This is a genomic window from Embleya sp. L77 (assembly GCF_055557415.1).
On record NZ_CM145709.1, the window covers coordinates 4,663,128 to 4,687,702 of the forward strand.

The window sequence follows — 24,575 nt, forward strand, 5'->3', positions numbered from 1 at the left end:
AGAACCGGTGACACCTGTGACAGACCCCGCCGAGGCACTGGCCGCGCAGCGCGCCGTCGAGGCCGAGCTGATCGGGCGCTGGCCCGAGACGAAGCTCGACCCGTCCACCGACCGCGTGGTCGCGCTGATGGACGTGCTCGGCGAACCCCAGCGGGCGTACCCGGTCATCCACATCACCGGCACCAACGGCAAGACCAGCACGGCCCGGATGATCGAGGCGCTGCTGCGCGCCTTCCAACTGCGCACCGGCCGCTTCACCAGCCCGCACGTGGAGTCGATGACGGAGCGGATCAGCCTGGACGGCGAGCCGATCAGCGCCGAGCGGTTCGTCGAGACCTACCGCGACATCGAGCCCTACATCGGCATCGTGGACGCCGCGCAGCAGTACCGGCTGTCCTTCTTCGAGGTGATCACCGCGATGGCGTACGCGGCCTTCGCCGACGCGCCGGTGGACGTCGCGGTGGTCGAGGTCGGCATGGGCGGCACGTGGGACGCGACCAACGTGGTCGACGGCACCGTCGCCGTGGTCACCCCGATCGCGGTGGACCACGCCGCCCGGCTGGGGAACACGCCCGGCGAGATCGCGGTGGAGAAGGCCGGGATCATCAAGCGGGACAGCCTGGTCGTGCTGGCACACCAGCCGGTGGACGCGGCCGAGGCGCTGATCCGGCGCGCGGTCGAGGTGGACGCGACGGTGGCCCGCGAGGGCATGGAGTTCGGCGTGGTCCGGCGCGACCTGGCGGTCGGCGGGCAGTTGCTCACCCTGCGCGGCCTGGCGGGGGAGTACGAGGACGTCTTCCTGCCGCTGCACGGCAGCCACCAGGCGCACAATGCCGCGGTCGCGCTGGCCGCGGTGGAGGCGTTCCTGGGCGTCGGCGTGGCCGACCGGCCCGGGCTCACCAGCGGCGGCGCGCTGAACGCCGACCTGGTCCGGGAGGCGTTCGCGTCGGTCACCTCGCCCGGTCGGCTCGAGATCGTGCGACGCAGCCCCACCGTGCTGATCGACGCCGCACACAATCCGGCCGGTGCCCTGGCCGTCGCGCAGGCGATGACCGACTCGTTCGACTTCCGGCATCTGGTCGGTGTGGTCGGTGTGATGGGCGACAAGGACGTCCGAGGTGTCCTGGAGGCGCTCGAACCGGTGCTCGCCGAGGTCGTGGTGACGCAGAATTCGCAGCCGCGGGCGATGCCGGTCGACGAACTCGCCGCGCTCGCGGTCGAGGTGTTCGGCGCGGACCGGGTCGAGGTGCAGCCGAGCCTGCCGGACGCCATCGAGGCCGCCGTCACGCTCGCCGAGGAGGAGGGCGACCTCGGCGGTGCGGGTGTGCTGATCACCGGCTCCGTGGTCACCGTGGGCGAGGCCCGGGTGCTCCTCAAGGGCGGTGAACCGGGCGCGGGCCCGGGGGCCGGCCCGGCCGGCGGAAGCGGCGGAGGCAACCGCAACGGAAGGGACGCCTGAGCATGCGCGCGCTGTGTTCGACCCATCTGATCGGCCAGGCCCTGGTGATCTGTCTCGCCGCGTTGGTGGCGATGCAGCTCACCGACATCTCCACCGGCGTGTTGTGGGCGGTCGCCGGACCGTCCGCCCTCGTCTGCATCTGGCTGTGCGCCAAGCTCGGCCGGCCGTGGGCGGTCACCGCGGGCTGGGTGCTGCAACTCGGCCTGTTCCTGACCGGTTTCGTGGTCCCGATGATGTTCCTGATCGGCGTGGTGTTCGCCGTGATCTGGTATGGCTGCGTCCGGGTCGGGCGGGTCATCGACGCCGCCAAGGCGGCCCGCGCGGCTCTCGCGGACTGAGTCGCGACATACGGCCGAAAGGTTGATGCGTTACCCCGGATAGGCTCTGGGCGTTGACCGTTCGTCGGGTCGCAAGGTTCGTCCCCGTACCCCCTCTTCGAGGAAGCAAGGAGCCAAACGTGTCCGAGCGCACGCTCGTCCTGGTCAAGCCGGACGGAGTCCGGCGTGGTCTCGTCGGCGAGGTCATCGGCCGCATCGAGCGCAAGGGCTTCACCCTGGCGGCGCTCGATCTGCGCGTGATGGATCGCGAGACGATCGAGCGGCACTACGCCGAGCACGAGGGCAAGCCGTTCTACGCCCCGCTCGTGGAGTTCATGACCTCGGCCCCCTCCGTGGCGCTGATCGTCGAGGGCGAGCGGGTGATCGAGTCCTTCCGCGTGCTCGCCGGCGTCACCGACCCGATCAAGGCTCTGCCGGGCACCATTCGCGGCGACTTCGCCACGATCACCCGGGAGAACATCGTGCACGGCTCCGACTCGCCGGAATCCGCCGAGCGCGAGATCAAGAACTTCTTCCCCGAACACGCCTGACGATTCGTCGCGGCGCCCGGTGCGCCGCGCCGAATCGGTTCGCGATCCCCGCCGCGACGATCACGCCGCGACGATGCCCAAGGCCGCGCGACGCGCGCGGACTGCGCGGGGGATCGATTTTTTTCGCGACCACGCCGTGCGGACCTCCGCGCGACCCGCCGGGGTGCTCCATCGGGCCCCGATCGTGCGCTGTTAGAGGGAAATCCCTCCACTTGCCGCGCGTGGCACGCAACCCCTCGCACCGTGATCACGTCATGGTGGATGGAGGGTGCAGCCGTGCCCCGGTACGTCGCGGGTTCTGCCGCCGGTACACCGTGCCTACGATTGTGGTCGGTCGATTCGGCGTTCTCGGTACGACGTCCCTCGGCCGGCTCATGTCCTCATGGCTACGAGCTCGGGAAGGCCCTAGGTTCTTTATATGGCGAACAACTTGTCGTTCATCGGTCGTGACATGGCGGTCGACCTCGGTACGGCCAACACGCTGGTGTACGTCAGAGGCCGCGGCATCGTCCTGAACGAGCCGTCGGTGGTCGCCAAGAACACCACCACCGGGGGCATCCTGGCGGTCGGCGCCGAGGCGAAGAAGATGATCGGCCGCACGCCCGGCAACATCGTGGCGATCCGGCCGCTCAAGGACGGCGTGATCGCCGACTTCGAGATCACCGAGCGCATGTTGCGCTACTTCATCCTCAAGGTGCACCGCCGCCGGTACCTGGCCCGTCCGCGCGTGGTGATCTGCGTGCCCTCGGGCATCACCGGCGTCGAGCGCCGCGCCGTGGTCGAGGCGTCCAGCCAGGCCGGTGCGCGCAGCGTGCACATCATCGAGGAACCGATGGCCGCCGCGATCGGCGCCGGTCTGCCGGTGCACGAGGCGACCGGCAACATGGTCGTCGACATCGGCGGCGGCACCACCGAGGTCGCGGTGATCTCGCTCGGCGGCATCGTCACGGCCCAGTCGATCCGGGTGGCCGGCGACGAGTTGGACAACGCGATCATCGCCTACGTCAAGAAGGAGTACTCGCTGCTCCTGGGCGAGCGCAGCGCCGAGGAAATCAAGATGTCGATCGGCTCGGCCTTCGACCTCGGCGAGGACGAGCACAGCGAGATTCGGGGTCGCGACCTGGTCAGCGGCCTGCCCAAGACGATCGTGATCTCCACCTCGGAGGTCCGCAAGGCGATCGAGGAACCGGTCAACACCGTTGTGGACGCGGTCAAGAGCACGCTGGACCAGTGTCCGCCCGAACTCGCCGGCGACGTGATGGATCGCGGCATCGTGCTCACCGGCGGCGGCGCCCTGCTGCGCGGCCTCGACGAGCGGCTGCGCACCGAGACCGGCATGCCGATCCACATCGCCGACAACCCGCTGGACTCGGTGGCTCTGGGCGCGGGCAAGTGCGTCGAGGAGTACGAGAAGCTCCAGCAGGTATTGGATGCCCAACCGCGCCGCTGACCGAGGACGCGGGGGCGGTCGATCGCACCGCCGCCCACCGCGTTCGGCCCGGCACGGCCACACACCACAACTGCCCACAAGCGCCGCAACGTACGAAAGGGGCGGGCGCGCATCGTGAGGGACTCCCGGCACGGTCGGCTGGTCCTCGTGCTGCTGCTAGCGATCTCTTTCGCCCTCATCACCGTGGACATTCGCGGTGGCCGGAACTCGCCCATCGCGAACGTCCGCGACTGGGCCTCGGCCGTGTTCGGTCCCGCCGAACGCGGCGTGTCCGCCGCCGTGGACCCCGTCGGTCGGGCCGTGAACGCGGTCAAGGACGCGGGATCCCACGAGGGCGAGAAGAAGCGCCTGCAGGACGAGAACGCCAAGCTTCGTCAACAGGTGGACAACATCGAGTTCGACCGCAATCGGGCGGCCGAGTTGGACAAACTGCTCAAGGTCTCCACGGCCGGGCAGTACAAGATCAAGCCCGCGCGCGTGGTCGCCATCGGCCCGGCCCAGGGCTTTTCCTGGACGGTCACCATCGACGCGGGCGCGGGCGACGGCATCAAGCCGGACATGACCGTGATCAACGGCGACGGGCTGGTCGGCCGGGTGACCCAGGTGGGTCCGATGACCGCGACCGTGCTGCTCGCCACCGACCCCGGATTCGCGGTCGGCTCGCGGCTGGCCGGATCGATGGAAATAGGGATCACTTCCGGCCGCGGCGACAAGCCGATGAACCTCAAGCTGCTCAACGGCCAGGCCAACGTCAAGAAGGGCGATCGGCTGGTGACGTTCGGCTCGCAGGGCGGCAAGCCGTTCGTGGCGGGCGTACCGGTGGGCGAGGTCGCCGAGGTGCGCAACACCCCGGGTGAACTCACCCGCAGCGTCGAGGTGAAGTCGTACGTGCACTTCTCCAGGCTGGACACGGTGGGCGTGGTGATCGAGCCGCCGCGCACCGATCCGCGCGACGCGGTGCTGCCGCCGATCGCCCAGGAGGTCGCCGCGCCGCCGAGCGCCGCACCGCCGCCCCCGCCCGCGTCCACCGAGCCGCCCAAGGGGGCCTCGGCGGCCAAGCCGCCCGCCGGCGGCACCCGGAGCACCAACGCGAACGCGGCCGACACCGCCGCCGGCGACGGCCGCCGCAAGCCGCCGTCCGGCGGCACGGCCCCACCGACCGGAAGGGACTGAGACGGTGCGGATCTCCCGCGTGTTCTATGCCGCGCTGCTGATCGTCGTCGCGCTCGTCGTCCAGGTGAGCGTGCTCGCCCGGCTCGGTCTGCCCGGCGCGGTGCCGGACCTGCTGCTCCTGGTGGTGGTCGGGCTCGCGCTGACCTACGGGCCGACCTCCGGCTGCGTGATCGGCTTCGCGGCCGGCCTGTGCGCCGACCTCGCGCCGCCCGCGGACCACGCGGCGGGCCGGTACGCGTTCGTGTTGTGCCTGACCGGATACATCGCCGGCCTGTTCGTCTCGCGCAGCCCCAGACGCTCGGTGCTCGCGCCGATCGCCGTGGTGGCGATCGCCGCGGCGGGCACCACCGTGTTGTACGCGGCGGTCGGTGCGCTGGTCGGCGACGGTGCGGTGCGCCAGGTGGGGCTGACCAAGCTGTTGCTGACGGCGGTGGTCTACGACGCGATCCTGGCGCCGTTCGTGGTGCCGTGGGTGATGGCGCTGGCCCGCAAGGTGGATCCGAAACCGATGCTCTCGGGCCTGTCCCGGTAGGGGGTGAACGCCCAAGATGCGTAAACGCATGCCGAGCCTGCTCAACGCCGGCCGCTCCAGGGGAGACGGCGCGCACAGCGTGCGCGTGCGGATGGTGATCCTGCAGGTTCTGGTCCTGTCGCTGATGATCACCCTCTTCGGCCGGCTGTGGTACCTGCAGATCCGTGAGGGCGACCACTACGCCGCAGCCGCCTCGCAGAACCAGGTCCGGGACGTGGTGACCCCGGCGGTGCGCGGTCAGATCCTCGACGACAAGGGCCGCCCGCTGGTCAACAACCGCACCGCGCTGGTGGTCTCGGTCAGCCGTACCGAGCTGCTGCGGATGCCCGACTCCGGCGCCGGCGTGCTGAGCAGGCTGGCCGACGTGCTGCAACTGCCCGCCGACGAGGTCAAGGCACGCACCCGGCTGTGTGAGCGCAACGTGCCCAAGCCGTGCTGGAACGGCTCGCCGTACCAGCCGATCCCGGTCACCGACAACGCCACCACCGAGCAGGCGCTGACCATCATGGAGCACCGCGAGGACTTCCCCGGGGTGACCGCCGAGCCCACCGCGGTGCGGCAGTATCCGGCACCCGAGGGAGCCAACGGCGCACACGTCGTGGGCTATCTCTCGCCGGTCACCGACGACGAGTTGAGCAAGCAGAAGGCCGAGGGCAAGAAGGACCTCCAGCGGGCCGACGAGGTCGGCCGCAGCGGTCTCGAACGCAGCTACGACGCGGACCTGCGCGGGAAGTCCGGGGTCACCGGACTGTCCGTGGACCACCTCGGACGGGTCACCGGAACCGTCTCGGAGACCCCGCCGGTGCCCGGGAACCACCTGGTGACCAGCATCGACGCGAAGATCCAGGCGATCACCGAGCAACAGCTCGACGAGGCGATGAAGCGGGCCCGGGCGACCTTCGACGCGGGCAACACGCACAAGAACTTCATCGCCGACGCGGGCGCGGCCGTGGTGATGGACATCAAGACCGGCCGGGTGATCGCGATGGCCAGCGCACCCAACTACGACCCGTCGGTGTGGGTGGGCGGCATCTCGCCGCAGGACTACAAGGCGCTCACCGACGAGAAGGCCGGCGTGCCGCTGGTGTCCCGGGCCATACAGGGTCAGTTCGCACCGGGCTCGATCTTCAAGGTGATCTCCACCTCGGCCGCGGCCGAGTCGGGCTACTCCACCAAGGCCAACTACGACTGCTCGCCGAGCATCTCGGTCGGCGGGCAGACCTTCAACAACCTGGAGTCCAGGGGCTACGGCCCGATCTCGCTCCAGCGCGCCCTGGAGGTCTCCTGCAACACCGTCTTCTACGGCATCGGCTACGACATGTGGCTCAAGGACGGCGGGATCTTCGGGAAGAACCCCAAGGACCCGATGGTCACCATGGCCAAGAACTACGGCCTGGGCGCCCCCACCGGCATCGACCTGCCCGGCGAGTCCGGCGGTCGGATCGCCGACCGGGCCTGGAAGAAGCGCAACTGGGAGCAGAACAAGGACGCGTGGTGCAAGCAGGGCAACACCGGCAACGAGTACGTGGACAAGATCGCCAAGGAGAACTGCGTCGACGGCTGGCAGTTCCGCGCCGGTGACGCGATCAACTTCGCGATCGGCCAGGGCGACACCACGGTCACCCCGTTGCAGATGGCCCGGGTGTACGCGGCGATCGCCAACGGCGGCACGTTGTGGAAGCCGACCCTGGGCAAGGCCGTGGTCAGCCCGAGCGGGAAGCTCGTACGCGAGATCCAGCCCCAGGCGGCGGCCAAGCTGCCGATAAGCGACGCCACGCTCAAGTACCTGCAGAACGCGCTGATCGGCGTCGAGATGAACGGCACCGCGGCCGGCGTGTTCGCCAACTGGCCCAATGCCCAGATGCCGATAGCGGCCAAGACCGGCACCGGCTCGGTGTACGGCAAGCAGAGCACGTCCTGGTTCGCCACCTACGGCGGTCCCAAGGACGGCCCGCAGTACGCCGTGGTGATGATGGTCAGCCAGGGCGGCACCGGCTCCGGCACCTCGGGCCCGTCCGTGCGCAAGATCTACGAGGCGTTGCTCGGCGTCGACGACAAGGGCGCGATCGACCCGAGCAAGGCGCTGCTGCCCGCCCCGCCCGCGGGGCTGCCACAGATCAAGGAGGACGGCACGGTCGTGCCCGCCTCCTACGTGCTGCCGCCGCACCCCGGCGGTGGCCAAGGCCCCACCACCACCGCGTTGTCCGTGCCCGGGGCCCTGCCCCCCGAGCGGCCGGCGTACCGGACGGGGAGAGGGACATGAGCCTGAAACTGCGACCCGCCTCGCGGGTGGCCGGATTCGGTACGCCGGATCTGGGCCGACTCGCGCCGGTGTTCACCCCGCGCCGGTCGATCACCCGACAGATCATCCAGCGCGACGCCCCGGTGCGTCGGCTGGACTGGATACTCCTGGGACCCGCGCTCGCGCTGTCGGTGGTGGGTTCGCTGCTGGTGTGGTCGGCGACCCGCAATCGGCGCGGCATCACCGGCGGGGATCCGCAGTTCTTCTTCAAGCGGCACCTGCTCAACCTGGCGATCGGGCTGGTCCTGGCCACCGTGGTGGCGATAATCGGCCACCGTCGGATAAGGGCCTTCGCGCCGTTCGTCGCGATCGCCGCGGTGCTCGGCCTGATGGCCGCGCTCAGCCCGTTGGGCAGCACGATCAACGGTCAGCGGGCCTGGATCCAACTGGGTGCGGGCTTTTCGGTGCAGCCCGCCGAGTTGGCCAAGATCGCGATCATCCTGTGCATGGGCATGATCCTGTCCGAACGGGTGGACACCGGGGATCTGGCCAAGCCGGGCGACAAGGCGGTGTTCTGGGCGCTCGTGGTGGCCGCCGTGCCGATGGCGGTGATCATGCTGATGCCCGACCTCGGCTCGGTCATGGTGCTGGCGATGATCGTGCTCGGCGTGCTGCTGGCGTCCGGCGCCCGGGCGCGGTGGATGGTCGCGTTGATCGCGATGGCCGCCGCCGGTGCGGTCGCCGTCGTACACCTCGGGCTGCTCAGCGAGTACCAGATCGACCGATTCCGGGCCTTCGCCGACCCGAACTTCGACCCGGGCGGCGTCGGCTACAACACCGCGATGGCCCGACTGGCGATCGGCTCGGGCGGGCTCACCGGCCAGGGCTTGTTCCATGGCGAGCAGACCAGCGGCCAGTACGTGCCCGAACAGCAGACCGACTTCGTCTTCTCGGTGGCCGGCGAGGAGTTGGGCTTCATCGGCTGCAGCGTGGTCATCGCGCTGTTCGGGATACTGCTGTGGCGCGGGATCCGGATCGCGCTGCACGCCGACGACCTGTACGGCACGATCGTCGCGGCGGGCGTGGTCGCCTGGTTCGCCTTCCAGGCGTTCGAGAACATCGGGATGAACCTGGGCATCATGCCGGTGGCCGGACTGCCGCTGCCGTTCGTCTCCTACGGCGGCTCCTCGATGTTCGCGATCTGGATGGGGATAGGGCTGTTGCAGTCGGTGCACATGCGCCATGCCGGCGCCTTCAAGTCCGCCTGATCGCATTCGCGGCCCGCCCGGCCGGCCCGTGGGTTCGCCGGAGCGCATCCGGCGGATACCCGTCGCACCGACACCGGACCACCCCTGCGGGCGGGCTCCCACCGAGGATCTCGGTAGGGGGTCCGCCCGCTTCGCGTTAGGCTGGGAGGTCGATCCCCCTCCCAGCCCATCGGAAGGACCGCCATGCCCGTCGAGTCCCTGTTCCCGCGTCTGGAGCCGCTTCTGCCCCAGGTGCAGAAGCCCATCCAGTACGTCGGTGGCGAACTCAACTCGACCGTCAAGGACTGGGACGCGTGTGCGGTCCGCTGGGCGCTGATGTACCCGGACGCCTACGAGGTCGGTCTGCCCAACCAGGGCGTGATGATCCTGTACGAGGTCCTCAACGAGGTCGCCGACGTGCTCGCGGAGCGCACCTACGCGGTGTGGGGCGACCTGGAAAAGCTGATGCGCGAGCACGACGTGCCGCAGTTCACCGTGGACGGACACCGGCCCGTCGGCGCGTTCGACGTGTTCGGGCTGAGCTTCTCCACCGAGCTGGGCTACACGAACATGCTCAACGCGCTCGATCTGGCCGGCATCCCGATCGAGGCCGCGGATCGCACCGAGGACCACCCGATCGTGCTCGCCGGCGGACACGCCGCGTTCAACCCCGAGCCGATCGCGGACTTCATCGACTGCGCCGTGGTCGGTGACGGCGAGCAGGCCGTGCTCCAGATCACCGACATCATCCGGGCCTGGAAGGCCGAGGGCCGGCCGGGCGGTCGGGACGAACTGCTCTTCCGCCTCGCCGTCACCGGCAACGTCTACGTGCCGCGCTTCTACGACGTGGACTACCTCGACGACGGTCGCATCCAGCGGGTCGCGCCGAACCGTTCGGGCGTGCCGTGGCGGGTGTCCAAGCACACCGTGATGGACCTGGACGAGTGGCCCTACCCCAAGCAGCCGCTGGTCCCGCTCGCCGAGACGGTGCACGAGCGCATGTCGGTGGAGATCTTCCGCGGCTGCACCCGGGGTTGCCGGTTCTGCCAGGCCGGCATGATCACCCGGCCGGTGCGCGAGCGCAGCATCAAGGGCATCGGCGAGATGGTCGACAAGGGCCTGAAGGCGACCGGCTTCGAGGAGGTCGGCCTGCTGTCGTTGTCCTCCGCCGACCACACCGAGATCGCCGAGGTGGCCAAGGGCCTCGCCGACCGGTACACGGACGACAAGATCGGCCTGTCGCTGCCCTCCACCCGGGTGGACGCGTTCAACATCGACCTGGCCAACGAGCTGACCCGCAACGGTCGTCGCTCGGGGCTGACCTTCGCGCCCGAGGGCGGCAGCGAGCGGCTGCGCAAGGTGATCAACAAGATGGTGTCCGAGGAGGACCTCATCCGCACGGTCGCCACCGCGTACGGCAACGGTTGGCGGCAGGTGAAGCTCTACTTCATGGTCGGCCTGCCCACCGAGACCGACGAGGACGTGCTCCAGATCGCGGACATGGCCAAGAAGGTCATCCAAAAGGGCCGCGAGGTCTCCGGGAGCCGCGACATCCGCTGCACGGTGTCCATCGGCGGTTTCGTGCCCAAGCCGCACACCCCCTTCCAGTGGGCCCCGCAGCTGGACCCCGCGGCCACCGACGCGCGGCTGCACAAGCTGCGCGACGCGATCCGCGCGGACCGGCAGTACGGCAAGTCGATCGGCTTCCGCTACCACGACGGCAAGCCGGGCGCGATCGAGGGCCTGCTCTCCCGCGGCGACCGGCGGGTCGGTCGGATCATCCGCGCGGTCTGGGAGGACGGCGGCCGATTCGACGGCTGGAGCGAGCACTTCAGCTACGACCGCTGGGTGCGCTGCGCGGACAAGGCGCTGGCCGACGAGCCGGTGGACCTGAACTGGTACACCACGCGCGAGCGCGAGTGGAACGAGGTGCTCCCGTGGGACCACCTCGACTCCGGCCTGGACAAGGACTGGCTGTGGGAGGACTGGCAGGACGCGCTCGACGAGACGGAGGTCGACGACTGCCGCTGGAGCCCGTGCTTCGACTGCGGCGTTTGCCCGCAAATGGGAACCGAGATCCAGATCGGCCCGACCGGGCAGAAGTTGCTGCCGCTGAGCGTCGTCAAGTAGTCGGATAATCACGCAAAGCAGCATCCGTGGTCCCGCTCCCTCTCCGGGGGCGGGACCACTAATCTGCCCGGGTGAATGCAAACGGGGACCAACCGGATCGGGTGCCGTGGACACCATCGACCCACAACAACCCACCCGGCGCGCCCGAGCCGCCCGGATGGCAGCAGCACGCCGCACACGCGTACCCACCGCGCACCGGCGCCGGCCCCGAACCGGGCGAGGGCTGCCTGTACGCGGTGGTCCGCTGGCCCGCCCGGATCATCGCGCTGATCGTCGTGGTGCCGCTACGCCTGCTGTGGGAGCTGCTGCGACTGATCGGCAGGGGGATCAAATTCCTGTTCTGGGACTGGTTCCTGCACCCGATCCTCAAGGGCCTGAAGATCCTGCTGTGGGACTGGTTCCTCTACCCGGTGCTGCGCTTCGTCGCCCGCTACATCCTGGTTCCGATCGGCAACGCCCTCGCGTGGGTGGTCGTCCACGTGATCGTCCGACCGCTCGCCTTCGTGTTCCGGCACCTCCTGTACAAACCCGCGGTGCTGCTGTGGCGGTACGTGCTGCGCCCGGTCGGGCGCGCGACGCTCCAGGCGCTGCGGTTCGCGTGGGAAGTGTCCACCGCCGTCTTCAACTTCCTGATCGTGCGGCCGCTGTCCTGGCTGTGGCGGGCCGTGCTGGTGCCGATCGGTCGCGGCATCGCGGTGGTCTGGCACCACCTGGTCGTGCTGCCGGTGTCCTGGGCCTGGCGCAACGTGCTCGCGCCGATCGGCAGGGCGATCCGCGCCGTCTGGCGATTCGTGGTCGTGGCCCCGCTGCGCTGGGTCGGTCGCCACGTGCTCCGGCCGATCGGTCGGGCCACCGCGGAGGTGCTGCGGGCCCTCGGAATCGGGGGGCGCTGACCCGACCCGCGCGATGGCCGTAGGCTTGGATCGACTTCTGCCCACCCACTTGAGCCAAGGACTGAGCGAAACTGGCACGACGTACGCCCGAGGGACCGCCGCCCGCGCCGACGGTCCAGCGACTGCGCCTCCGGTACACCAAGCGCGGCCGCCTCCGGTTCACCAGCCACCGGGATTTCCAGCGCGCGTTCGAGCGGGCCCTGCGTCGGGCGGAAGTGCCGATGGCCTACTCCGCCGGTTTCACCCCCCACCCCAAGGTGTCCTACGCGGGAGCGGCGCCCACCGGCGTCGCCAGCGAGGCCGAGTATCTCGAGATCGGCGTGGCCACGCACTGTGACCCGGCGCGTCTGCGAGACCTGCTCGACGCGTCCTTGCCGACCGGTCTCGACGTGCTCGAGATCGTCGAGGCACACGGCGGCAACCTGCCCGAACGCCTGGAGGCGTCGGTCTGGGAGCTGGTCCTTGCGGGTGTCACCCGCGAGGAGGCCGAGCGCGCGGTCGGCGCGTTCATGGCCGCCGAGGCCGTCGAGGTCCAGCGGATGAGCAAGAACGGAATGCGCACATTCGACGCCCGCGAGGCGGTGATCGCGCTGACCGTCACCACCCCCGACGGGAACGACGCAGGTCACCAGGGTGTCGATGCGGGTAGTGCCGCACCCTGTGCGATACTGCGACTGGTTGTCCGGCACACCACACCCGCCGTTCGACCCGACGACGTTCTGTCCGGTCTTCGCTCGGTCGCCGAACTTGTTACGCCCACCGCCGCCGCGGTCACCCGCCTGGCGCAGGGGCCGCTCGACACCGCGACCGATTCGGTGACCGACCCGCTCGCGCCCGACCGCGCAGCATCGGCGGTGGAGCACACCTCGCAGGGGGGCGAGGAACTCCGGACCGGCCCGCAGGGCGGTGCAGAACCCGTCGTCGAAGCCTCGAATCGGTGACGACCGGGTACACGAGGCCCAAGGCTTGAATTTCCGACAGACTTATCGCCCGGATCACGGCCGCAAGGTCGGGACCGGCGAGTGAGAGAGAAGCTTCCGCGCGGCGCCCTGCGTTGGAGCGCCCGGAAGCGTGACGGGAGACAGACCCGCATGCTCGACACCGAGCCCAACGACACGCCTGAGACATCAGGTACACCCGGGGTTGTGAACTCCGGTACTTCCGACAACGACAACAGCACGAAGGACGACACGGCCACGACGCCGGCCCCGCGCCGCCGTCGCCGCGCCGCCAGTCGCCCCGCAGGACCGCCGAGCGTGCCCTCTGCCGAGGCCGCGCCGGTTCAGGCTGCCGTGACACCCGAGGTTCCCGCGCCCTCCGACGAGGAGGAGCCGGAGGCCGAGGAGGCCGCAGTGGCCGAGATCGCCCCCGAGCCCCAACCCGAGCCGGAGGCCCCGCGACGTGCGCGGCGCACCCGCAAGCGGGTGACCGCGCCGGTCACCGACACGGCCGAGGTCGCGTCCGCACCGGTGGAGGCTGCCGAGCCCGCACCGGTGGCGGCCGAGCCCGAGCCGGAGCCGGAGGAGGCGCCCCGGCGCGTCCGGCGTACCCGCAAGCGGGCGGCGGTCGCTCCCGAGGAGACCCCGGACGAGGTCGTGCCCGAGCCTGCCGCCACGTCGGCGCAGCCCGAGCCGGCGCAGCCGGAGACCGAGGCCGAGCCGGCCGAGGAGGCCCCGCGACGGACCCGGCGTACCCGCAAGCGTGCGGCGCCCGCGGTCGAGGTGACCGAGGAGACCCCCGTCGCCGAGGCCGAGCCGGTCGTTGCGACCGAGCCCGAGCCGGAGCCGGAGGCTGCCCCCGAGCCGCGGGGCAGGGGTGGCCGCAAGACGCCGCCGCCGGTGTTCCAGCCGCTGTTCCAGGCCCCGCAGGCGGCCGTCTTCGCCGCGCCCCAGCGCGCGGCCGAGCCGACCCCCGCCCCGGCGCCGGCCGTCGCCGAGCCCGAGCCGGAGACCCGGACCGAGCCCGACGAGCCGCGTGGTCGGCGTCGCCGCCGGCGCGCGCTGCCGGTGGACGAGGTGCACACGGCCGCCGAGGCCGAGCCGCAGGACTCGCGCTACCAGGACGAGCAGGAGCGGCACGTGGACCGTTCGGTCGCCGCGACCGAGCAGCCCGAGCCGACGGAGGAGCCGGAGGGCTCCGAGGCGCACGAGGACGACACCGAGGGCGAGCGCCCGACCCGGCGTCGTCGGCGCGGTGGCCGTCGGCGTCGCGGTCGCGGTGACGACGGTGCCGAGGACAACGGCTCCGACGAGGACGGCGAGCAGCAGGCCGAAGGCGTCGGCGACGGTCCCGACGACGACGAGGACACCGACGAGCCGGGCGACGCCGGGGCGACCACCAGCAGTCGGCGTCGGCGTCGGCGGCGGCGCCGTGACGGTGCGGGCGACGAGCCGGCCGCCGAGCCGCAGGACGACCCCGAGCGCACCGTGGTCAAGGTTCGCGAGCCGCGCAAGCGCGAGGTGCTCGCGGAAAGCCCGACCGACGAGGTCCAGAGCGTCAAGGGCTCGACCCGCCTGGAGGCCAAGAAGCAGCGCCGCCGCGAGGGGCGCGAGCAGGGCCGGCGGCGGGTGCCGATCATCACCGAGTCGGAGTTCCTGGCCCGCCGCGAGGCGGTCGAGCGGGTGATGGTGGTGCGCCAGAACGGCGAGCGCACCCAGATCGGCGTGCTCGAGGACGACGTGCTCGTCGAGCACTACGTCAGCCGCAGCCAGGACAACCAGGCCGCGTACGTCGGCAACGTCTACCTGGGCAAGGTCCAGAACGTGCTGCCGTCGATGGAGGCCGCCTTCGTCGACATCGGCAAGGGCCGCAACGCGGTGCTGTACGCGGGCGAGGTCAACTTCGAGGCGGCGGGCTTCAGCGGCCCGCGCCGGATCGAGGCCGTGCTCAAGCCCGGCCAGTCGGTCCTGGTGCAGGTCACCAAGGACCCGATCGGCCACAAGGGCGCCCGGCTGACCAGCCAGGTGTCGCTGCCCGGTCGTTACCTGGTCTACGTGCCCGAGGGCACCATGACCGGGATCAGCCGCAAGCTCCCGGACACCGAGCGGGCGCGGCTGAAGACCATCCTCAAGAAGATCGTGCCGGAGAACGCGGGCGTCATCGTGCGCACCGCCGCCGAGGGCGCGACCGAGGAGGACCTGACCCGCGACGTGACGCGGCTGCAGGCCCAGTGGGAAGAGATCAAGAAGAAGTCCAAGATGATCACGACCAGTTCGCCCTCGCTGCTGTACGGCGAGCCGGACATGACGGTTCGGGTCATCCGCGACATCTTCAACGAGGACTTCTCGAAGCTGATCGTCTCGGGCGACGAGGCGTGGGACGTCATCCACGACTACGTCGGCCACGTGGCCCCCGACCTGGCCCCGCGCCTGTCCCGGTGGACCGGCGAGGTGGACGTCTTCGCGACGTACCGCATCGACGAGCAGCTGATGAAGGCGTTGGACCGCAAGGTCTGGCTGCCCAGCGGCGGCTCGCTGGTGATCGACCGCACCGAGGCGATGGTCGTGGTCGACGTCAACACCGGGAAGTTCACCGGTCAGGGCGGCAACCTCGAGGAGACCGTCACCCGCAACAACCTGGAGGCGGCCGAGGAGATCGTGCGCCAGCTCCGGCTGCGCGACCTCGGCGGGATCATCGTCGTCGACTTCATCGACATGGTTCTGGAGGGCAACCGCGACCTCGTGCTGCGGCGCCTGATGGAGTGCCTGGGCCGGGACCGGACCAAGCACCAGGTCGCCGAGGTCACCTCGCTCGGCCTGGTCCAGATGACCCGCAAGCGGGTCGGCCAGGGTCTGCTCGAAGCCTTCTCGGAGAACTGCGAGCGGTGCAACGGGCGCGGCGTGATCGTGCACATGGACGCGCCGGAGACCAAGGGCCACGGCAACGGCGGCCACATCCACGCCGGCAACGGCAACGGAGCCCCCGCGGGTTCCGGGCGACGCAAGCGCAACAAGGGCAACGCCGACAAGAACGGCAGCGGTCCGATCACCGAGATCGTCGACACCGACGAAACGGTGGAGCTGGACGGGCCGGAGCTCGAGGACGTCGCGGTGGACACCGAGCTGCCCGAGGTCGCCGCCCTCGGCTCGGTCGAGCCGGTCGAGGTCGCCGAGGCGATCGAGGCCGTGGAGGCCGTCGTCGAGCCGGAGCCGGTCGAGCCGGTCGAGGCCGAGGTGACCATCGAGGCACCGGCCGAGGAGACCCCGGCCGAGCCGGTGGTCGAGGCCGAGCCGGACGAGGCCGTCGAGGAGGCCCCGGCGCCGGCCAAGCGGGTACGCAAGGCCGCCGCCAAGAAGACGGTCGCCAAGAAGGCCGCGGCCAAGACCGCGCCGGCGAAGAAGACCGCCGCCAAGACGCCGCGGAAGTCGGCCAAGAAGGTCGCCGAGGCGGCCGATGTGGCAGCGGTGGAGGAAGCGGCCGCGAGCGAGGCGCCGGCCGAGCAGCCGGCCGCCGAGCCGACGCCGGAACCGGCCCCGAAGGCGGCCAGGTCGACCCGGGCGGGCAGGACCGCGGCCAAGGCCAAGGCCGCCGCCGAGGTTGCAGCCGAGGCCCCGGCCGAGGCGGAGGCCGAGCCGGCCAAGCCCGCCAAGGCGGCCGCCAAGCCGCGCAAGACGTCGCGGCGGGCGACCCGGCCCGCCGGTCCGCCGGAGGGTGCCGTGGACGGCGCCGAGCCGGTTTCGGCGGCGAGCGGAAGCTGAGTCGGCACGGGTCCGTCCCGGGTTCAAACCCCCGGGACGGACCCGTTTGGCCTTCGCCCCCGGGCATCCTGTAACCTTTCCCCTTGGTGTGCTTAGGCACAGGCTCCTGAGCAACCACCCTCCGGAACGCAAGCTTCGGAGGAGGCCCCCGATTTCTGTTCGGTGTGGCTGGCTTCAGGGGCTCGGACCCTGCAGAGAGAGAGATCCACGGTGTACGCGATCGTTCGCGCCGGTGGCAGGCAGCACAAGGTTGCCGTCGGTGACGTCGTCCAGGTCGACCGCATTCGCGGTGCGGCCGGTTCGGCAGTTGAGCTCCAGGCCATCCTCGTCGTAGACGGTGAAGCCGTGACGAGTGACCCGTGGGTCCTCGCGGGTGTGAAGGTGACGGCCGAGGTCGTCGATCACACCAAGGGCAAGAAGATCGACATTCTGAAGTACAAGAACAAGACCGGTTACCGCAAGCGCATGGGTCACCGCCAGCAGCACACCCAGCTGAAGATCACCGGCATCAACTCCGGGAAGTAGGGAGAAGCGACATGGCACACAAGAAGGGTGCATCTTCCACCCGGAACGGCCGTGACTCGAACGCTCAGCGCCTCGGCGTCAAGCGCTTCGGCGGCCAGGTCGTCAACGCCGGCGAGATCATCGTCCGCCAGCGTGGCACGCACTTCCACCCCGGCACCAACGTCGGCCGCGGTGGCGACGACACGCTGTTCGCGCTGTCGGCCGGTGCCGTGCAGTTCGGCACCGCGCGCGGTCGCCGCGTCGTGAACATCGTCCCGGCGGAATAATCACGCCGCGGCATTCGCTTTGACACCCGAGGGCGGACCCCATGCGGTCCGCCCTCGGGTGTTTGTCCACAGTGTTTCGCTCCCCGCTCGGGGAGCCGAGGAGGAATCCACGTGACGACCTTCGTCGACCGCGTCGTGCTGCATGTCGCGGCGGGTAACGGGGGCCACGGCGTGGCCTCCGTCCACCGTGAGAAGTTCAAGCCGCTCGGCGGCCCCGACGGTGGCAACGGCGGCCGGGGCGGCGACGTCACGCTGGTCGTGGACGCCAACACCACCACGCTGCTCGAATACCACCACCACCCGCACCGCAAGGCCACCAACGGCAAGCCCGGCGCGGGCGCCAACCGGACCGGCCCCAACGGCGCGGACGTGATCCTCCCGGTGCCGGACGGCACGGTGGTCAAGCGACTGCTGCCCAACGGCGACGAGGAGTTCGTCGAGGACCTGGTCGGCAACGGCGCCAGCTACGTGATCGCCCAGGGCGGTCGCGGCGGCCTCGGCAACGCGGCATTGGCCTCCCCGCGCCGCAAGGCCCCCGGCTTCGCGCTGCTCGGCGAGCCCGGCGAGGCCGGCGACTTCGTCCTGGAACTCAAGACCGTCGCGGATGTCGCGCTCGTGGGCTACCCGAGCGCCGGCAAGTCCTCGCTGATCGCCACGCTCAGCGCCGCGCGGCCCAAGATCGCCGACTACCCCTTCACCACGCTGGTGCCGAACCTGGGCGTGGTCACCGCCGGCGACGTGGTCTACACCGTCGCCGACGTGCCCGGGCTGATCCCCGGCGCGAGCGAGGGCAAGGGCCTGGGCCTGGAGTTCCTGCGGCACGTCGAGCGCTGCAAGGCGCTCGTGCACGTGCTCGACTGCGCGACGCTGGAGCCCGGCCGCGACCCGATCAGCGACCTGGACACGATCGAGGCCGAACTGAAGGCGTACGGCGGCCTGGAGGACCGGCCGCGGATGGTCGCGCTGAACAAGATCGACGTGCCGGACGGCAACGACCTGGCCGACATGGTCAAGGCCGAGTTGGAGGCGCGCGGGCTCCAGGTGTTCGCGGTCTCCGCGGTCAGCCGGGCCGGCCTGCGCGAGCTGTCCTTCGCGATGGCCGCCCAGGTGCAAAGTGCGCGCGACGCCGCGCCGGCGCCCGAGGCGACCCGGATCGTGCTGCGGCCGACCGCCGTGGACGACAGCGGCTTCACCGTCACCCGGCGCGACGAGGCGTTCATCGTGCGCGGGGCCAAGCCCGAACGCTGGGTGCGCCAGACCGACTTCAGCAACGACGAGGCGGTGGGCTACCTGGCCGACCGGCTCGCCCGACTCGGCGTCGAGGAGGCGCTGTGGTCGGCCGGCGCCGTTCCCGGGGCCGAGGTCGTCATCGGCGACGACGTCACCGGTGTGGTCTTCGACTGGGAGCCCACCGTGGCGGCCGGCGCCGAGATGCTGGGTCGTCGCGGCGAGGACCACCGTCTGCAGACGCACCGCCCGGCGGTGGACCGCCGACGCGAGCGCGACGCGATCGAGTCGCAGTACGAGGAGTTCGACCCCTTCTCGGACTCCTGACCGACGGGCGCTTCGCGCACGACGGTGATTCCCGACGTTTTTGGGTGACTCCGGACGCTTTCGAGCGCCGGATGCTTTTCGAACAGGGAAGGCGGGGCCTGAAGTGCTCACTGGGGACGACGCGGCGCGCGAGGACGTGACCTCCGCGCGCCGCATCGTGGTCAAGGTCGGTTCGTCCTCGTTGACGACCGCGCAGGGGGGCCTGGACGCGGACCGCGTCGACGCCCTCGTGGACGTGATAGCGGCCAAGCGGGCCGAGGGGGTCCAGGTCGTACTGGTCTCCTCCGGTGCGATCGCCGCTGGGCTGGCCCCGCTGGGCCTGCCGCGCCGACCGCGTGACCTGGCCACCCAGCAGGCCGCGGCGAGCGTGGGCCAGGGGCTGCTGGTGGCCCGCTACACCGCGTCGTTCGCCCGGTACGGCCTGCGGGTCGGCCAGGTGCTGCTGACCGTGGACGACGTCACCCGCCGCGCGCACTACCGCAACGCCTACAACACGCTGGACAAGCTGCTCGCGATGGGCACGGTGCCGGTGGTCAACGAGAACGACACGGTGGCCACCGAGGAGATCCGGTTCGGCGACAACGACCGACTCGCCGCGCTGGTCGCGCACGTCGTGCACGCCGATCTGCTCGTGCTGCTGTCCGACGTGGACGGGCTCTACAACGGCGACCCGGCGAAGCCGACCTCGGCCCGGGTCCCGTTCGTGGCCGGACCACAGGATCTCGAAGGCATCGAGATCGGCAAGGCGGGCAAGGCCGGCCTGGGCACCGGCGGGATGGTCACCAAGGTCGAGGCGGCGGGCATCGCGACTTCGGCGGGCATCCCCGTGGTGCTCACCGCGGCCCGCTTCGCGTCCGACGCGCTGGCCGGCAAGGACACCGGAACCCTCTTCCACCGCACCGGAGTTCGCACCGCCGACCGACTCCTGTGGCTGGCCCACGCAAGCACCGCACGCGGTCGGCTCACGCTGGATCCGGGTGCGGTCCGGGCCGTGGTCGAGCGACACAGCTCGCTGCTGCCCGCCGGGATCACCGGTGTCCAGGGCGGTTTCGTCGCCGGCGATCCGGTGGACCTGGTTGACGAAAACGGTCACATCGTGGCCCGCGGACTGGTCAACTTTGATGCGAAGGAACTGCCGGGCCTGTTCGGGCGATCGACTCGAGAGTTGGCTCGGGAGCTGGGTCCGGCCTACGAGCGCGAGGTCGTCCACCGCGACGACCTGGTGCTGCTGCGCCGCTGAGCGACGACCACCGAAGATCAGCAGCTCGCCGACGGGAGGCCGGCCGTGCCGGAGCGTGGGGAACGCCCCTGGGGACAGCCGAATACGACCGCGCGGGTCGAGCACGAGGACGCGGGCCGGATGTGGCACATCACGCTGACCCTCGCCGGCAAGCCGGGTGACCCCGAGGACGTGCGGCGCGCGCTGGAACGACTCGCCCACGAACACCCCTTCCTGCTCGCCGGACGCTACGCGGCCGACCACGCCGAGGTGCGGTACTGGGAGGAGGCGCCCAACCTGCACGACGCCGCGGCGATCGCGCTGCGGTTGTGGGGCGAGCACCGGCAGAGCGCGGGACTGCCGCCGTGGGAACTGATCGGGCTGGAGGTGGTGGACCGCCCGACGTACCAGAAGCGGGCCGGCGCACCGGCTCCGCTGCCGGTGCAACCGGGCCGGGTGCAGCCCTTCTAGGCCCCTGCCGGCGAGCCTTGGTGGGGCCGCGCCGCCCGGCATCGCGCCTCGCCGGCGGCCTCGGTCCGCGGCCGCCGCCGCGCTGCCGGCGGACCGATCGGCGCCGGCCGTGCGCCCGGGCGTGGGCGAATAATGCGTGGCCCGAAAAACTCTCGCGCGTTAGCGTCGCGGAACAATGCGTACGTTTCCCGTCGCCGACCCCGGCGATCCCGATATCCGGTCGGCGGGCCGATACCTGATCTGGCTCGCCGCTCGTTGCCGCCGGACGATCACCATGGGCATCCTGTGGGCGTCGGTCTGGATGGTCGCACAGGCCCTGATGCCCGCCGCGGTCGGCCGGGCGATCGACGCGATCGAGGCGCGCGACGAGCAGGGACTGCTCGGCTGGTCCGGCGCGCTGCTGGGCATCGCGATCCTGATCGGCTTCACCGGGATCATGCGACACCGCAACGCGGTCGCCAACTTCCTGGACGGCGCGTTCCGCACGATCCAACTGGTCACCCGGCACTCCTCCCGGCTCGGGGCCGCCCTCCAGCACCGGATCGCCTCCGGCGAGGTGGTCGGTGTGGGCACCTCGGACGTGGACGCGATCGGCGGCGTGCTCGACATCACCGCCCGCGGCTGCGCATCGGTCGTCACGCTCGGTGTGGTCGCCGTGGTGCTGCTGAACATGTCGGTGCCGCTGGGCCTGCTCGTCCTGATCGGCGTACCGCTGCTGATGGGCCTGGTCTCGCTGCTGCTGCGTCCGCTGCACCGACGCCAGAACGCCTACCGCGACCTGCAGACCGGCCTGGCCGATCGGGCCGTGGACATCGCCTCCGGCCTGCGGGTGCTGCGCGGGATCGGCGGCGAGCGCACGTTCGGCGCCCGCTACCGGCGCGAGTCGCAACAGCTGCGGGTGGCCGGCGTACGCACCGCCCGGGTCGAATCCCTGCTGGAGGCCGCGCAGTTCCTGGTGCCCGGCTTCTTCGTCGCATTCGGTACCTGGCTGGCCGCCCGGTTCGCCCTGGACGGCCGGTTGACGATCGGTCAGATGGTGTCCTTCTACGGCTACGCGGCGTTCCTGACCGTGCCGCTGTCCACCATCACCGAGTTCGCCGACCGGGTGGTGCGCGGCCATGTCGCGGCCCGGCGGGTGACGCGCGTGCTCGCCCTGGAGCCGGGGGTGACGGACACCGCCGAGCCGGTCGCGTGGCCGCCGCCGGGAGACCTGGTGGACCGGCGCTCGGGCCTGCTGGTCCGACCCGGTGTGCTGCTCGGGATCGCCTGCGAGGACCCGCAGGACGCACCTGCGCTGGCCGATCGGCTCGGACGCTACCAGGAGGCCGACGTGCTCTATGCCGACGTACCGCTCGCCGACCTCGCGCTCGCCGACGTGCGGGAGCGGATCCTGGTCGGGCATCACGACGCCGGGCTGTTCTCCGGGCCGCTGCGCCGCGAACTGACGCCGGGCGACGGCGGAACGGGCGATCTGGCGACGGCGGTCGAGGTGGCCTGCGCCGACGACGTGATCGACGCGCTGGACGAGGGGCTGGACACCGAGATCGCGGCGCGCGGCCGGGAGTTCTCCGGCGGCCAGGTGCAACGCCTGCGCCTGGTCCGGGCGTTGGTCGCCGACCCGCAGACGTTGGTGCTGATCGAACCCACCAGCGCGGTGGACGCGCACACCGAGGCGCGGATCGCCGCCCGGCTCGCCACACACCGGCGAGGCCGCACCACGGTGGTCGCCACCACGAGTCCGCTCGTGCTGGACACGATGGACGAGGTCGCCTACGTCGAGGACGGCAAGGTCATGGCGGTCGGTCCGCACCGCGAACTGCTGGCGACCGAGCCGCGGTACGCCGCGCTGGTCACCCGGGGCGACGAGGACGACCGGGAGGACGAAGGCGACCGGGACGACGAAGGCGACAACGACGACAACGACAACGACGGCGACAAGGGTCACGAAAGCGAGGGGGTCGCGTGAGCGCGCGGGAACTGCTCCCGATCGCGCCGGCTGCCGAGGTCGGCCGGCACGCCGTGCGACTGTTGCGCGAGCGGCGCCGCGATCTGATCCTGACCGTCCTGTTCTACGCGCTCGCCGCGGTGGCCGGTCTGGTGGCGCCGCGGTTGCTCGGGGTGTTGATCGAGAAGGTCCGCGCGGACAGCCCGACCCGCACGATCGACCTGCTCGGCCTGGGCATCGCCGGTGCGCTGTTGCTCCAGGCGCTGATCGTGCGGCAGGCCGCGGTGGCCGCCGCGCGGCTGGGCGAGGGACTGCTGGCGCAGGTCCGCGAGGAGTTCGTGGACCGGATTCTGGACCTGCCGCTGTCCACGGTCGAGCGGGCCGGCTCCGGCGACCTGCTCGGGCGGGCGAACCGCGACGTGGCCGCGATGTCCCGGTCGGCCCGGCGGGCGGTGCCCTCCGTGCTGGTCGCCGCGGTGACGATCGTGCTCACCTTCGCCGGACTGCTGCTGCTCAATCCGCTGCTGGCGCTGCCGCTGCTGATCACGCTGCCGCTATTGGTGCCGATCACGTACTGGTACCTGCGCCGCGCGCCGGCGGGCTACCTGCGCGAGAACGCGGCGTGGGCGCAGGTGACCGACTCGCTGGCGGAGACGGTCGAGGGGGCGCGCACGGTCGAGGCGCTGCGGCTGGCGGACCGGCGCCGGCGGCGTGGCGACGAGGACGTCGCGCAGGCGTATGCGGCCGAGCGGTACACGCTGTGGTTGCGCACGATCTGGTTCCCGACGGTCGACTTCGGCTACATGCTGCCGGTGGTGGCCACCACGGCCTTCGGCGGGTGGGCGTATCTGCACGGATGGGCCACGCTCGGCGAGGTGGCGACCGCGGTGCTGTACGTGCAGTTGATCATCGGGCCGATGGACGAGTTGCTGAACTGGCTGGACGAGGTGCAGATCTCGGCGGCCTCGCTGGCCCGGCTGCTGGGCGTGGCCGACGTGCCCTCCGACCGCGAGCCGACCGACGCCGAGCCGGTGGACGAGACGTTGGCCGTGCGCGATGTGCGGTTCGCCTACGCGACGGGCCGCGAGGTGCTGCACGGCATCGACCTGACCATCCGGCCGGGGGAGCGGATCGCCGTGGTGGGGCCCAGCGGGGCCGGGAAGTCCACGCTGGGGCGGCTGTTGGCGGGGGTCAACGCACCCACGTCCGGGAGCGTGACGGTGGGCGGAGTGCCACTGGTCGGTCTGCCGCTGGACGAGCTGCGCGGCCGGATCGCGTTGGTGACGCAGGAGCACCACGTCTTCCGGGGCACGCTGCGGGACAACCTGCTGCTGGCCCGCGAGGACGCCTCCGACGACGAGATGCGGGATGCGTTGCGTGCGGTCGACGCGGACTGGGTGGCGGCGTTGCCTGCCGGCGTGGACACCCGAGTCGGGCCCAAGGGGCACGAGTTGACCGCGCCGCAGGCGCAACAGCTGGCGCTGGCGCGGCTGGTGCTGGCCGATCCGCACACGCTCGTGCTGGATGAGGCCACCTCGCTGATCGATCCGCGGGCGGCGCGGCATCTGGAGCGGTCGTTGGGTGCGGTCATCTCGGGGCGGACGGTGATTGCGATCGCGCACCGGTTGTATACGGCGCACGACGCGGATCGGGTTGCGGTGGTGGAGGACGGGCGGATCACCGAACTCGGCAGTCATCGGGAGTTGATTGCGGCCGACGGTGCATATGCTGCGCTCTGGCGGTCCTGGCACGGGTGAGCCGATGGTGGGTTCGCCTCAAACGCCGGCGGGGCTGATTTGGCCTCAAGCGCCGGCCGGGCTGGTTCGCCTCAAGCGCCGGCGGGGCTGAGTGGCCTCAAGCGCCGGCCGGGCTGGTTCGTCTCAAGTGCCGGCGGGGCTGAGTGG

The 24,575-nt window shown here is 71.0% G+C and carries 18 protein-coding genes and 1 pseudogene; all 19 read left to right on the forward strand.

The window, feature by feature from the left end; all coding sequences use genetic code 11:
- Positions 1 to 16: 16 nt before the first annotated feature.
- The 19 genes and pseudogenes from folC (at position 17) to ACZOOI_RS20130 (ending at position 24,428) form a co-directional block, all read left to right on the forward strand.
- Positions 17 to 1,459, forward strand: coding sequence for a bifunctional tetrahydrofolate synthase/dihydrofolate synthase (gene folC, locus ACZOOI_RS20040; RefSeq protein WP_465277142.1), 1,443 nt, complete (start codon positions 17 to 19; stop codon positions 1,457 to 1,459).
- A 2-nt stretch (positions 1,460 to 1,461) separates the two neighbouring features.
- Positions 1,462 to 1,797 (forward strand): DUF4233 domain-containing protein, encoded by a 336-nt coding sequence (locus ACZOOI_RS20045; RefSeq protein WP_465277143.1) that lies wholly within the window; start codon positions 1,462 to 1,464, stop codon positions 1,795 to 1,797.
- Positions 1,798 to 1,916: 119 nt separating this feature from the next.
- Positions 1,917 to 2,327, forward strand: a complete 411-nt coding sequence (ndk, locus tag ACZOOI_RS20050; protein ID WP_020550731.1) for a nucleoside-diphosphate kinase — start codon at positions 1,917 to 1,919, stop codon at positions 2,325 to 2,327.
- Between the two features lie 430 nt (positions 2,328 to 2,757).
- Complete coding sequence (locus tag ACZOOI_RS20055) at positions 2,758 to 3,777, forward strand: rod shape-determining protein (protein ID WP_078979486.1); 1,020 nt, start codon at positions 2,758 to 2,760, stop codon at positions 3,775 to 3,777.
- A gap of 114 nt (positions 3,778 to 3,891) precedes the next feature.
- A complete protein-coding gene (gene mreC / locus ACZOOI_RS20060; RefSeq protein WP_465277144.1) occupies positions 3,892 to 4,950 on the forward strand; it encodes a rod shape-determining protein MreC in 1,059 nt (352 codons plus the stop codon).
- Positions 4,951 to 4,954: 4 nt separating this feature from the next.
- Positions 4,955 to 5,461 (forward strand): annotated as a pseudogene (gene mreD, locus ACZOOI_RS20065) (rod shape-determining protein MreD); the annotation flags it as partial.
- 49 nt (positions 5,462 to 5,510) lie between these two features.
- Positions 5,511 to 7,745 (forward strand): penicillin-binding protein 2, encoded by a 2,235-nt coding sequence (mrdA, locus tag ACZOOI_RS20070; protein ID WP_465281243.1) that lies wholly within the window; start codon positions 5,511 to 5,513, stop codon positions 7,743 to 7,745.
- Positions 7,742 to 8,992 (forward strand): rod shape-determining protein RodA, encoded by a 1,251-nt coding sequence (gene rodA / locus ACZOOI_RS20075; RefSeq protein WP_465277145.1) that lies wholly within the window; start codon positions 7,742 to 7,744, stop codon positions 8,990 to 8,992. The genes mrdA and rodA overlap by 4 nt, the downstream gene beginning before the upstream one ends.
- A 183-nt stretch (positions 8,993 to 9,175) precedes the next feature.
- A complete protein-coding gene (locus ACZOOI_RS20080; protein ID WP_396005362.1) occupies positions 9,176 to 11,101 on the forward strand; it encodes a TIGR03960 family B12-binding radical SAM protein in 1,926 nt (641 codons plus the stop codon).
- A 71-nt stretch (positions 11,102 to 11,172) separates the two neighbouring features.
- Positions 11,173 to 11,994, forward strand: coding sequence for a hypothetical protein (locus tag ACZOOI_RS20085; RefSeq protein ID WP_465277146.1), 822 nt, complete (start codon positions 11,173 to 11,175; stop codon positions 11,992 to 11,994).
- 71 nt (positions 11,995 to 12,065) lie between these two features.
- Positions 12,066 to 12,935, forward strand: coding sequence for a TIGR03936 family radical SAM-associated protein (locus tag ACZOOI_RS20090; RefSeq protein ID WP_465281244.1), 870 nt, complete (start codon positions 12,066 to 12,068; stop codon positions 12,933 to 12,935).
- Positions 12,936 to 13,139: 204 nt separating this feature from the next.
- Positions 13,140 to 16,691: an Rne/Rng family ribonuclease gene (locus ACZOOI_RS20095; protein ID WP_465277147.1), complete on the forward strand. Its 3,552-nt coding sequence runs from the start codon at positions 13,140 to 13,142 to the stop codon at positions 16,689 to 16,691.
- A 210-nt stretch (positions 16,692 to 16,901) separates the two neighbouring features.
- The gene (gene rplU / locus ACZOOI_RS20100; protein ID WP_026218258.1) at positions 16,902 to 17,216 is read left to right on the forward strand and encodes a 50S ribosomal protein L21; all 315 of its coding nucleotides are present in this window, start codon (positions 16,902 to 16,904) and stop codon (positions 17,214 to 17,216) included.
- Positions 17,217 to 17,227: 11 nt separating this feature from the next.
- On the forward strand, positions 17,228 to 17,482 hold the full coding sequence (rpmA, locus tag ACZOOI_RS20105; RefSeq protein WP_020550744.1) for a 50S ribosomal protein L27: 255 nt from the start codon (positions 17,228 to 17,230) through the stop codon (positions 17,480 to 17,482).
- 111 nt (positions 17,483 to 17,593) lie between these two features.
- Positions 17,594 to 19,036, forward strand: a complete 1,443-nt coding sequence (gene obgE, locus ACZOOI_RS20110) for a GTPase ObgE (protein ID WP_465277148.1) — start codon at positions 17,594 to 17,596, stop codon at positions 19,034 to 19,036.
- A 136-nt stretch (positions 19,037 to 19,172) separates the two neighbouring features.
- A complete protein-coding gene (gene proB, locus ACZOOI_RS20115) occupies positions 19,173 to 20,276 on the forward strand; it encodes a glutamate 5-kinase (protein WP_465281245.1) in 1,104 nt (367 codons plus the stop codon).
- A gap of 45 nt (positions 20,277 to 20,321) precedes the next feature.
- The gene (locus ACZOOI_RS20120) at positions 20,322 to 20,726 is read left to right on the forward strand and encodes a hypothetical protein (RefSeq protein ID WP_391582893.1); all 405 of its coding nucleotides are present in this window, start codon (positions 20,322 to 20,324) and stop codon (positions 20,724 to 20,726) included.
- Between the two features lie 175 nt (positions 20,727 to 20,901).
- Positions 20,902 to 22,692: an ABC transporter transmembrane domain-containing protein gene (locus tag ACZOOI_RS20125; RefSeq protein WP_465277149.1), complete on the forward strand. Its 1,791-nt coding sequence runs from the start codon at positions 20,902 to 20,904 to the stop codon at positions 22,690 to 22,692.
- Positions 22,689 to 24,428 (forward strand): ABC transporter ATP-binding protein, encoded by a 1,740-nt coding sequence (locus ACZOOI_RS20130; RefSeq protein WP_465277150.1) that lies wholly within the window; start codon positions 22,689 to 22,691, stop codon positions 24,426 to 24,428. The genes ACZOOI_RS20125 and ACZOOI_RS20130 overlap by 4 nt, the downstream gene beginning before the upstream one ends.
- The last annotated feature ends 147 nt before the right edge of the window (positions 24,429 to 24,575 follow it).

Bases quoted from the DNA above. Each gene is read 5' to 3' on its own strand.
- ACZOOI_RS20045 (WP_465277143.1), top strand. From the start codon at position 1,462: ATGCGCGCGCTGTGTTCGACCCATCTGATCGGCCAGGCCCTGGTGATC.
- mrdA (WP_465281243.1), top strand. From the start codon at position 5,511: ATGCCGAGCCTGCTCAACGCCGGCCGCTCCAGGGGAGACGGCGCGCAC.
- rodA (WP_465277145.1), top strand. From the start codon at position 7,742: ATGAGCCTGAAACTGCGACCCGCCTCGCGGGTGGCCGGATTCGGTACG.
- ACZOOI_RS20080 (WP_396005362.1), top strand. From the start codon at position 9,176: ATGCCCGTCGAGTCCCTGTTCCCGCGTCTGGAGCCGCTTCTGCCCCAG.
- rpmA (WP_020550744.1), top strand. From the start codon at position 17,228: ATGGCACACAAGAAGGGTGCATCTTCCACCCGGAACGGCCGTGACTCG.
- ACZOOI_RS20125 (WP_465277149.1), top strand. From the start codon at position 20,902: ATGCGTACGTTTCCCGTCGCCGACCCCGGCGATCCCGATATCCGGTCG.